Consider the following 10,560-nt stretch of genomic DNA (forward strand, 5'->3'; position numbering starts at 1 on the left):
GGGCCGCCCGTGCCAAGTCCCGCGCGGACCGCGTCGAGAGCGACGCCTACGGCAGCGCCTGGGCCACGCGCGACGGCAGCGGCCAGACGGTCCTGCTCGAGGCCCACGCCGACGAGATCGGGTTCGCCGTCAAGTACGTCACCGACGACGGCTTTTTGCGCGTCGACCGGATCGGCGGGAGCGACCAGGCGATCGCTCGTGCGCGGCGGCTGATGATCTTGGGCTCCGACGGCCCCGTCCCCGGCATCCTGGGCAACACGGCCATCCACCTGCGCGACCGCAAGGACGACGAGAAAGCCCCCAAGGTCGAGGACTTGTTCGTCGACGTCGGCGCGAAGGACAAGGACGGCGTGGCAGAGTTGGGCATCCGCGTCGGGCACCCGGCCGTCTACGCCGACGGCGTCGAGATGCTGAACGACACGCGCGTCGTCGGGCGGGCGCTCGACAACCGATTGGGTGGGTTCGTGCTCACGCAAGTGCTGGGCGACCTCGAGGGCGACGCGGCCTCGGCGACGGTCGTGGCGCTCAACGCGGTCCAGGAGGAGATCGGCGGCAACGGCGCCAAGATGGCGGCCTACCAGATCGACCCGGACGTGGCGGTCGTCCTCGATGTGACGCACGCGACCGACTCGCCCGGCATCGAGAAGGCCAAGCACGGCGAGGTGGTCCTGGGCGGAGGGCCGAGCGTGACCCACGGGACCGTCAACCACCCGGCCGTGGTCGCGCGGCTCATCGAGGTCGCGGAGGCCGAGGGCATCCCGCTCCAGCACGAGTCCTCGAGCCGCTACTCCGGGACCGACACCGACGTCATCTTTACGACCAAGCGCGGCATCCCATCAGCCTTGGTCTCGATCCCGATGCGCTACATGCATTCGACCGTCGAGACCGTCGACTTGGAGGACGTCGAGCACACGGTCCGGCTCCTGGCCGCGTTCGCGCGCTCGGTCACCGCCGACGACTCGTTCCGCACCGTCATCCTCTAACCTCGGCCTCGAGGCCGAGACCCGCCCTCGAGGCTGAGATCTGTCCTCGAGGCCGCTGATCGCCATGCCCGAAACCTCTTCCGAGATCACTCCCCGTTGCCTCAAGTGTGACTCCGACGCGATGGTGCCGGGCGTCCGCCTGATCGACCGGGGCGAGAGCAACGCGCGGTACCCTGCCAAGGTCGGACTCGTAACCAACCCGGACGCGATCCTGTTCAAAGGCGAGGTCCGCGTCGAGACGGAAGCGTTGGTGTGCGGCGACTGCGGGTTCGTCGAGGTCTACGCGACCGAGCCGTACAAAATCTGGGACGCCCACATCGACCGACTGAGCCGCGACCTCGACTGATGCCGGAGACCGACCCGTCCATTACGCCTCCGTGCGTCGCCTGCGGCTCCGACGCCGTGATCGAGGGCGCTGCGCCCTCATACGGCGGGTCGGCCTCGCTCAAGATTACTGTCTACACCCGGCCCAAGTCCGCACTGCGGGACTCTTTGGTCGGTCGGAAGAGCGTGGCGTCCGACGGCTCCGCCCGCGTGTGCGGCGACTGCGGCTACGTGATGGTCTACGCCGACGACCCCCGGACGCTGTGGGACGGATACATCGACCAACTCGCCAACGACCTCGAAGACTGATGCCTGAGACCGACCCCTCGATCACGCCCGTTTGTCCACGCTGCGGCTCGGACGCCATGATCCCGGACGCCTTCGTCACGGCCGAGGGCTACGGCGGCGTCACCCTCAACGTCGGCCTGTTCGTGAACCCGAAGGCGATGATGATGAAGCGTCCGGTCCAGTCGAAGCTGTCGGTCTCGGTATGCGGCGACTGCGGCCACGTCGAGGCCGAGGTGGTCGAGCCCCGCAAACTCTGGGACGCCTACATCGAACGGCTGTCGCGCGAGATGGACCGGTAGCGTCCTCGAGGTCGCTTACTCGCGGCTGCCCGCGTCCTCGAGGTCGAACACCGCCCACGAGCCCGACACGAACAGCGGCCGTCCTCGAGGCGGCGTCGGTGCAGCCTCGAGGTCGATGAGCGCGTGGTCGGCGTCGAAATAGTCAGCGAGCGCGTCCCAGTCGCTCGTCGCGTGGTAGGCCGGGTCGAGCGCCTCGCGCCACGCCATCACACCTTGGCGGCGCGCATCGAGGTCGGGGAGGGGGGCCGGCGCGACGACTCGGAGGCGCGCGAGCCACCGGTGCATCGCGTCGTCGCGGAACGTCGTCGGCTTGAAGTTGACGGCGACCGAGCGGAGCGCGTGGCTCCGAAAGGTTGTCGTGCCGGGGGGGACTAGGAAGAGCGCGTCGCGCGGCGTGTTCTCCGCGATCCACGCCTCGGCGCGGTAGACGTCGGTCGCCCGATGCTGAGCCGGGTACCACATCTCGTGCGGGCGCCCGACCTCGAGGGCGGCGAGACCGAGCGTCAGGCCGAGCGCCGTGACGGCGAGCCCGCCCGTGACCATCCTCGAGGCCTGCGCGTCCTCGAGGACGCGGCGCCACCGAGCGGGGACGAGCGCGACGGCGGCGGCGGACGCCCAGGCCAGCAGGAATAGCTTGGCGACGAGGGTCAGCCGGAAAAACTGCATCTTGGCGACCGTCAGGCTCTGGAAGCCCTCGGTCCCGATCACGTAGAGCCCGACCAGCACCGCGATTACTGCCACCGTCCGCGTTGCGAAGCGATCGGCCCGGCCGTGCCGACGGTGCGGCTCAGGGACGCGCCCTCGAGGTCGGCGGCGCAGCACGGCCAGACCTGCGAGACCGATCGCCACGACGACCCCGAACCGTGCGAGTGCGACAGGCGACTGCGCGAACAGCAGGTAGTGGTGCGCTTGGCGAAGCTGCGCCGTCACGAAAAAGGTCGGCAGGCCGTCGGCGGGCGGAGCGGTGCCGGATTGGGTGAGGAGCGTCGGGATCCAGATTGGCGAGCCGCCGGCGACGGCGAGGGCGCCGAACCCGACGGCCCGGCCGAGCGCCTGTCGCGGCTCGCCATCTGCCATCCGCCAGAGCCCGACGAGGCCGAGCAAGAGTCCGACCTGGAGACCGATCAGCGGCTGGATCCACATCGTGACGCCCAACAGCATTGCCGACCGCCACACGCGGTCTCGCGCGAACGCCTCGAGGGCGAGCAGACACGGGATCCAGGCGAGCGACTCGGGGACCAGCGTCCTCGAGATCAGGGCGTTGCCGCCTGGCACCCAGTGGACCGTCGCGAGGGTCGCCAGGACGGCGAGCGTCGCCGCGACGCGGTTCTCGACGACGGCATGGGCGAGGCGCCACGCCGCCCAACTCACGCCGAGCCACGAGACGACCGTCCACCCAAACACGGCAACCGGCGCTGGAACGACGAGGCACGTCAGCCGGAGCAGGCCGAGCCAGACGAACCGGACGCTGAACGCGTCGTCCTCGGCGAGCAGGTACGGGTCGGTCGGAAACAGCGACGGGTCGAGCGCGCGCAAGAGCTGCGGCAGCAGTTCCTCGTGGTCCCCGATCCCATACCCGTAGCCGATCCGCAGGTAGCACGCGACGCCCAGCAGCACGACGATGGCGAGCGACGGGTTCGTCCTCGATCTGTCCGTCCTCGAGGTCGCCTGTCCGTCCTCGAGGTCGCTCACTCCGATCCGCCGACCGTCGCGGCGAGTCGAGGACGGCGGGCGCCGCCCAGCCGGCCCAGCCGGAACAGCGCCATGTCGCGCAGGATGCCGGCCACCGATGCCGCACCGGCCATCTTGGAGACGCCGTGCTCACGAGGCGTAAACTCGACGCCGACGCGCTCGATCTTGGCGCCGGCCCGGTACGCCCGCGCGATCAACTCGACGTCCGCAAAGCCCCCGTCGCTCTGGAGCCGGGCGGCCTCGAAGGTCTCGCGCCGCATCAGCTTGAGCGCGAACCCGACGTCGTCGAGGGGCACCCCCAAGAGCGCGCGAACGAGTCGGTTGTAGGTGCCCGAGTAGATCCGGCGCCGCAGCGAGTAGCGCTCGCGGTTGGTGCGGAAACCGGCGACTAGGTCGGCGTCGGTCTCGACGAGGCGGTGGTAGGCCCGCACCAACGCCTCCATGTCGAACGGCCGGTCGGCGTCCGTGAACCCGACGACGGGCGCCCTCGAGGCCGCGACCCCCGTCCGCAGCGCGGCGCCCTTGCCCCGGTTCTCGGGGTGGACCTCGACCTTGACGCGGTCCGATGCCAGCGACCGCGCGAGGGCATCGGTCCCGTCCGTGGAGCCGTCGTCGACGACCACGATCTCCCAGTCGCCCACGGTCTCGAGGGCGGCGCTGGCCTCGGCGATGGCGGCCTCGAGGCTCTCGACCTCGTTGTAGGCGGGGATCACGATCGAGACGAGCGGCATGGCCCGAAGATGCGCACGGTGCGTCCGGCTCATCACGAGGAACGGAGAAAGAGGGCCGACCTCGAGGTCGAGCGGCGCGGCGGGATCCTCCGCCGTCGACCGTAGAACGGCGAGACGTCCTCGAGGTCGCCAGGCACCTCTCTCGCGAATCCGCGTCTAACGGACGACCCACTACGCATTACCTATGGACCACCTCGACGTGCTCATCGTGGGCGCCGGCATCTCGGGGATCGGTGCGGCCTGCTACCTCGAGCGGGAGCGGCCCGGCACGTCGTACGCCTTGCTCGAGGCCCGAGGCGCGAGCGGCGGCACGTGGGACCTGTTCCAATACCCCGGCATCCGGTCCGACTCCGACCTCCACACCTTCGGCTACGAGTTCCGCCCCTGGACGGCCGACGAGTCCATCGCCGGCGCGGCCGACATCCTGGACTACCTCCGCCAGACCGCCTCCGAGTACGGCGTCGACAGCCACGTCCGGTACCACCACAAAGTGGTCCGCGCATCGTGGTCGACGCCCGAGGCGCGCTGGGTCGTCGAGGTCGAGCGGTCCGACACGGGCGACCGCGACCGCATCTCGTGCAGGTGGCTGTTCTGCGCGAGCGGGTACTACCGGTACGACCAGGGCTACACGCCCCACTTCCAGGGCGTCGACGACTTCCGAGGTGCGGTCGTCCACCCGCAGCACTGGCCCGACGACCTCGAGGTCGCTGGGCGGCGCGTCGTCGTGATCGGGAGCGGAGCGACGGCCGTCACGCTCGTCCCCGCCCTCGCCGACGACGCCGAGCACGTGACCATGCTCCAGCGGACGCCGTCGTACGTGCTGCCCATCCCGTCCGTCGACCCGCTGACCCGTGTCGCGCGGCGACTGCTCTCGCCCGACAAGGCTCACGCCCTCATGCGGCGCAAACACATCCTCCAACAACGATTGGTGTGGCGGTTCTGCCAGCGGTTTCCGGGCGCGGCGCGGCGGTTCATTCGCTGGGTCAACACCCGGGAGCTTCCCGACGGCTACCCCGTCGACGAACACTTCAACCCGCCGTACGACCCGTGGGACCAGCGCCTGTGTTTGGTTCCCGATGCCGACCTGTTCCAGGCGATCAGCCGTGGCGACGCCTCGGTCGTGACCGACCACGTCGAGACGTTTACCGAGGACGGTATCCGCCTCCGGTCCGGCCGCGTCCTCGAGGCCGACGTCGTCGTGACGGCGACGGGCCTGAACCTGCTGCCGTTCGGAGGCATCGACCTCGAGGTCGACGGCGAGCCCGTCCGGCTCCCCGACCGCGTCGTGTTCAAGGGGCTCATGCTGAGCGGCGTCCCCAACTTCTGCGTCGCCATCGGGTACACGAGCGCGTCGTGGACGCTCAAGGTCGGGCTGCTGTGCGAGCACTGGTGCCGCCTGCTCGACTACATGGACGCCGAGGGCTACGACGTGTGTCGCCCCGAGGTCTCGGACCCCGACATGCCGACCCGCCCGCTCTTGGACTTCGCCGCCGGCTACGTCCAGCGCTCGATCGACGAGCTCCCCCGGCAGGGCGATCGCTTTCCCTGGCTCATGCCCGTCAACTACCACACCGACGCCAAGGTGCTCCGCACCGGCCGCGTCGACGACGAACACCTCCACTTTGCAGCCGCCCTCGAGGTCGAGTCCGCATGAGCACACTCAGGGACAAGGTCGCCGTCGTTACCGGAGCCGGGTCCGGGATCGGCCGCGCGCTCTCGCTCGGGCTCGCCCGGCGCGGCGCCCGTCTCGCGATCTCGGACGTCGACGAGGACACGCTCGCTGAGACCGGCGAGATGACGCGCGGGGCCGGCGCGACCGTCCACTTGGCGCCGCTCGACGTGAGCGACCGGGCCTCGGTTGCAGGCTACGCCCGTTCCGTCGCGGACCACTACGGGGTCGTGCACCACCTCTACAACAACGCCGGCATCGCTGGCGATGCCCGGCCCCTCATCGAGACGGACTACGAAATCTTTGAGCGCGTCCTGAGCGTCAACCTGTGGGGCGTGATCTACGGCTCGCGAGAGTTCTTGCCGCACCTGATCGCGTCGGGCGACGGGCACCTCGTCAACATCAGCAGCCTGAACGGCTTCATGGGCCAGGCCAACATGTCGGCGTACTGCACGTCCAAGTTCGGCGTCCGAGGGTTTACCGAGGCGTTGCGTGCCGAGATGCGTGCGGCGAGGCACCCCGTCCGAGTGACCGTGGTCCACCCGGGAGGCGTCAAGACGAACATCTCGAGCGCGGCCCTGGCAGCCGCTGGGGATCTCACGCTTGACGAGCGAGCACGGGCCGAGCGGCGGACCCAGGTCTACAACGAAAAGTTGTTCCGCACGACGGCCGAGCAGGCGGCGAAGGTCGTCCTCGACGGGGTCGAAAAGGGCCGCGAGCGGATCTTGGTCGGCCCCGACGCCAAAGCTGTGGATCTGGGCGTCCGCCTAGTCCCGGCGGCCTACTCTCGATTTGTGGCCTGGTGGGAGCGTCGGATGTTCGGAGACCCGCAGTGACGGCTCTCTGAGCGCTGGGCGAGGGAATGGTGTGCGTCGCCATCCCCGTTCCGGCCGCTCTGTGAGCGTTCGTGCGGCCGGGGGCCGACGGTGCGAGCGTCGAGGCGTTCGTGGCCAGGCACTCGGGCCAGTTCACGATGCAGAGCAACCTGCGGGTCCTGACTGCGCCGCTGCCGCTCGTTCGAGACCCGGTCGCTAGAGTCCCACATGGCGAGTGCTCCGGCTGGTGTTGCTCCACGAGATCACGACGTGGTCTCGGTGCCGGACTCCCACCCAGAATGAGCCTCTCTGTGGACGAACATCGGGCTCCACTACGTCTCGTCTGTACTCGCGCTAGGCGAGTGGGTGCTGCGTAGGCTATGGGGCCGTGAGGACGGATTGGCGTTCGTTCCAGCCCTGCTGTGGACAGCGCGGACGCTCAGCTACGGGGCAACGACTGGCGGGTACCCTGTAATTTCCCAGACGTTGGTGTGGTCGGATATCCATTCGCCTTCCGTAACGTGCCCTATGTCATCGTGGGCGCTGTCGTGCTACTGATCGTACACCGTGCTCTTGACCGGCGTCTCTCGTCTCGATAGGCCGTCATCGAGATCGGCACGTGTGAAATGGCGGTCGTTCGCCGGTCTTATTCCTCTCGAGCTTAACAGGCGTTCGGCTCGGTCGATACGGGAGGTGCACTCGATCTCACAGCCGTGTCCCTCCCTGACCTCCCGCCCGATTACGCCGGCCTCGGCTTCGCCGACCCGACCCTCGATTTCGTGCGGATCACGACGGCCGAGGACGACACTGGCCGGGCCATGGTCGACGGCGTGGTGGTCATCCCCGGCCTGCCCGTCTGCCGCGTCCGCATGAAGACGGACGCGGACCGGATCGCACGCTATGGACCCGGTCGTGCTGCTCTCTTGGACTACGTCCGCGCGGCGCTCTACGAGGACGTCATGGTCGAGCTACCCTGGAACTGAGGTGGAGGAGTCCCTGCGCGAGACGCGTAGCTCCGAGGCCGGGCTGTGGTGGCCTCGTCCTCGAGGCTAAGCCCGTAAATAGAGGAAGGGAGCGGTGAGTTCTGGGGCGCCCCGAACTGTCTCCGGCACACAGCCCACCGTCCTCGAGGTCGCAGATCCGCCTCGTGCTCCAGCTACTCGCCCTCGAGGCCGCCGCCGGTACCCTTGAGTGCGGCCCGGAGCGCGACGCCGCCGTTCGGGTCGAAGTCGAGCGTGCGGATCGGGAACGGGATCGTGACGCCGTTCTGGTCGAAGGCGTCCTTGACGGCCATGATGGCCTGGGACTGAGCGTCGAGGAAGTCCGTCTGCGCCCGGAAGTCGATCCAGAAGCGGACCGTGAAGTTGACCGAGGAGTCGCCGAACTCCGTGTAGTAAAGTTGGACCGGCCGGTCCGTGTTGCGGACCTCGAGGCCGTCGACCGCGTCGAGGGCGACCTGCTGCGCGTGCCCCAGGTCATCGCCGTAGCCGACGCCGCATGCCAGGTCGACGCGGCGGCTCTTGAGACGGGAGTAGTTGACGATCGGGTCGCCGTAGACCTTGGCGTTCGGAAGGATGACGAGCTGCCCCTGGAACGTCTTGAGGAGCGTCGACCGCAACGTGATCTCCTCGACGGTCCCGGTGAACCCGCTCGTCTCGATGATCTCGCCGACCAGGAACGGGTTGCGGACCGCCATCAAGACGCCCGCGATAAAGTTGGCCGCGATGTCCTGGAACGCGAACCCTAAGGCCAGGCCGACGATGCCGGCGCCGGCGAGCAACGTCGTCACGACGCCGGTCAGGTTCAAGACGCCGAGCGCGATGAACGTGCCGGCCGCCAGGACGCCGATGTAGGCCAACGTCCCGAGCAGGTCCACGACGTTGCGGGCTTGGGGCGCCCGGTCCGTGACCTTGTGGAGCAACGCCTGCACGACACGACGCGCGACCCGTGCCAGGAACGCCGCCAGGATCACGATCAGGACCGCGACCACCAGGTTCGGTAGGTACAAGACGAACGTGTCAATCCACCCCTCGACCTTGCCTACCAAGCCCGTCGCAGCGTCAGAGACGTTGATGGGCTGGACGGCGGCGGTGTCTGCTGCTACGGCGAGACTGTCGGCTTGCATGGGCGTCGGGGGGAGACGCCCATAACCTACGGATCACTCGGCGCAATGCCGTTCGCGGTCCGTGCAGCGCGATCGAGGGCGGCGACGAACGCCTCGACGGGCTGGGCGCCGGACAGGGCGAACTGGTCCGCGAACAAGTAGAGCGGAACGCCCGAGATGCCGGCCCGCTGGGCGATCGTCTGGCTCTGGGAGACCTCGGCCTCGAAGCGATCGTCGCCGAGCATCTCGCGAGCGTCGGCGCCGGGGATGCCGGCGTGCTCCGCGATGGCGACCATGTCGAGGGCGTCGTTGAGGTCGCGGCCCTCGGCGAAGTAGCCCTCGAACAGAGCCTCGACGGTCTCCCACTCTCGGTCGTAAGCCCTCCCGAGCAGGACGAGGCGGTGCGCGTCGGTCGTGTTGGGAGCACCGGAGAGTTGAGCGAAGTCGAACGCGATCCCGGCCGCTTTGCCGGCCCGCGTGACGTGGCCGAACGCGGCGTCCATCTGCTCCCGGCTCCCGAACTTGGCCTCGAAGAACGCGTCGCGGGGCGTCCCCTCGCGCGGCAGGCCGGGCTGAAGCTGGAACGGCCGCCACCGGCGCTCCACGCCGAGGCCGGGACGGGCCTCGAGAGCGGCCTCGAGGTGGGCCTCCCCGATGTAGCACCACGGGCAGGCGATGTCGGCGAATACCTCGATGGTCATGGCTAGGGTAGAGATCGAAGGGGGTGGGACGAACGGCGCCGTGCGGGTTTCCCGTCCTCGAGGCCGAGCTACGCGCCCGTCACGTGCGGCGCTTGTCCGGCGTACTCGTCCGACGTCGCCAGCCGGAGCATGACCGCGGCCACGTCGGCGCGCGAGACGCTGTGACCGGGTCCCATCGAGAAGTAGCCGACCTTGACGTCGCCGGTCTGGGCGCCCTCGGTCAGGCGAGGGGCGCGGACGGCCGTCCACTCGAGGCCGGAGTCGCGGAACGCGTCGACGTGGCCCACGGAGTCGGTGAGCAGGTCTTTGGCGACCAGTCCCATGATGGTGCTCATCAGCTTGGGGCCGAACCCGCCGGGGTCCTTCGGATCCCCGACGCCCGCGCCGGTCTCGGTCACCACGCGCTGGACGCCGTGCCGCTTCATCGCGCTGATGACGTTCTGGGCCGCCCGTGTCATCATGCTCTTCGGCCCGCCCTTGGTCGGCCCCAACGTTAGGACGACGGCGTCGGCGCCCTCGAGGACGCTCGCGACGTGGGCCGCGTCGAGGACGTCGCCCTCGAGGACGGTCAGCCGGTCGTGGGACAGGCCACCCAGCTTGGACGGCGTGCGAACGGATGCCACGACGTCGTGGCCGGCTTGGAGGGCCTGGTCGAGAAAGGGGCGGCCGGTCCGGCCGGTGCCGCCGAAAAGTGCGATGCGCATGACAACAAAGGTGTAGGAAGGAAACCATCACGAGGCTCGGCGTACCCTGTTTCCGGTTGGTTTCCTGTCCGTAACCACTATGTCCGACATCTCTCCCCGCCACCGCGGCCCGTGCCCCGTCCACGCCGCCGCCGATGTCCTGAGCGGCAAGTGGGCCGTTCCCGTCGTCGGGCGCCTGGCCCAGGGCGAGGCCCGGTTCGGGCGCCTCCGGTCCCAGGTCACCGACGCCGCTGGCCAGCCGGTGTCCTCG

At 69.1% G+C, this 10,560-nt stretch carries 12 protein-coding genes; 7 read left to right on the forward strand and 5 right to left on the reverse strand.

Annotated features, from left to right (window positions below; all coding sequences use genetic code 11):
• The 4 genes from WBA11_RS04225 to WBA11_RS04240 form a co-directional block, all read left to right on the forward strand.
• Positions 1–983: M20/M25/M40 family metallo-hydrolase (locus WBA11_RS04225; RefSeq protein WP_424519477.1), on the forward strand; the 983-nt coding region annotated here is incomplete at its 5' end.
• Between the two features lie 64 nt (positions 984–1,047).
• The gene (locus tag WBA11_RS04230) at positions 1,048–1,329 is read left to right on the forward strand and encodes a hypothetical protein (protein ID WP_424519478.1); all 282 of its coding nucleotides are present in this window, start codon (positions 1,048–1,050) and stop codon (positions 1,327–1,329) included.
• Positions 1,329–1,616, forward strand: a complete 288-nt coding sequence (locus WBA11_RS04235) for a hypothetical protein (protein WP_424519479.1) — start codon at positions 1,329–1,331, stop codon at positions 1,614–1,616. Before WBA11_RS04230 ends, WBA11_RS04235 begins: the two co-directional genes overlap by 1 nt.
• Positions 1,616–1,894, forward strand: coding sequence for a hypothetical protein (locus WBA11_RS04240; RefSeq protein WP_424519480.1), 279 nt, complete (start codon positions 1,616–1,618; stop codon positions 1,892–1,894). The genes WBA11_RS04235 and WBA11_RS04240 overlap by 1 nt, the downstream gene beginning before the upstream one ends.
• Before the next feature lie 15 nt (positions 1,895–1,909).
• Here WBA11_RS04240 and WBA11_RS04245 read toward each other — a convergent pair whose 3' ends face one another.
• A complete protein-coding gene (locus WBA11_RS04245) occupies positions 1,910–3,586 on the reverse strand; it encodes a DUF6798 domain-containing protein (RefSeq protein WP_424519481.1) in 1,677 nt (558 codons plus the stop codon).
• Positions 3,583–4,350, reverse strand: coding sequence for a glycosyltransferase family 2 protein (locus tag WBA11_RS04250; protein ID WP_424519482.1), 768 nt, complete (start codon positions 4,348–4,350; stop codon positions 3,583–3,585). The genes WBA11_RS04245 and WBA11_RS04250 overlap by 4 nt, the downstream gene beginning before the upstream one ends.
• A gap of 151 nt (positions 4,351–4,501) precedes the next feature.
• On the opposite strand from WBA11_RS04250, the gene WBA11_RS04255 reads away from it, so the two are divergent.
• The 3 genes from WBA11_RS04255 (at position 4,502) to WBA11_RS04265 (ending at position 7,784) form a co-directional block, all read left to right on the forward strand.
• Positions 4,502–5,971, forward strand: a complete 1,470-nt coding sequence (locus tag WBA11_RS04255; RefSeq protein WP_424519483.1) for a flavin-containing monooxygenase — start codon at positions 4,502–4,504, stop codon at positions 5,969–5,971.
• The gene (locus WBA11_RS04260; RefSeq protein ID WP_424519484.1) at positions 5,968–6,822 is read left to right on the forward strand and encodes an SDR family NAD(P)-dependent oxidoreductase; all 855 of its coding nucleotides are present in this window, start codon (positions 5,968–5,970) and stop codon (positions 6,820–6,822) included. Before WBA11_RS04255 ends, WBA11_RS04260 begins: the two co-directional genes overlap by 4 nt.
• Before the next feature lie 692 nt (positions 6,823–7,514).
• On the forward strand, positions 7,515–7,784 hold the full coding sequence (locus WBA11_RS04265; protein WP_424519485.1) for a hypothetical protein: 270 nt from the start codon (positions 7,515–7,517) through the stop codon (positions 7,782–7,784).
• Between the two features lie 173 nt (positions 7,785–7,957).
• Here the strand turns inward: WBA11_RS04265 and WBA11_RS04270 are convergent, their stop codons facing one another.
• The 3 genes from WBA11_RS04270 to WBA11_RS04280 form a co-directional block, all read right to left on the reverse strand.
• Complete coding sequence (locus WBA11_RS04270; protein WP_424519486.1) at positions 7,958–8,926, reverse strand: mechanosensitive ion channel family protein; 969 nt, start codon at positions 8,924–8,926, stop codon at positions 7,958–7,960.
• 26 nt (positions 8,927–8,952) lie between these two features.
• Positions 8,953–9,606 carry a DsbA family oxidoreductase gene (locus WBA11_RS04275; protein WP_424519487.1) on the reverse strand — a complete coding sequence of 218 codons (654 nt, stop codon included), beginning with the start codon at positions 9,604–9,606 and terminating at the stop codon, positions 8,953–8,955.
• A 68-nt stretch (positions 9,607–9,674) separates the two neighbouring features.
• The gene (locus WBA11_RS04280) at positions 9,675–10,310 is read right to left on the reverse strand and encodes an NAD(P)-dependent oxidoreductase (RefSeq protein ID WP_424519488.1); all 636 of its coding nucleotides are present in this window, start codon (positions 10,308–10,310) and stop codon (positions 9,675–9,677) included.
• Positions 10,311–10,560 lie beyond the last annotated feature (250 nt).

Origin of the sequence: Rubrivirga sp., assembly GCF_049648075.1 — a bacterium.
In the GTDB taxonomy this organism is placed as follows: Bacteria; Bacteroidota; Rhodothermia; order Rhodothermales; family Rubricoccaceae; genus Rubrivirga.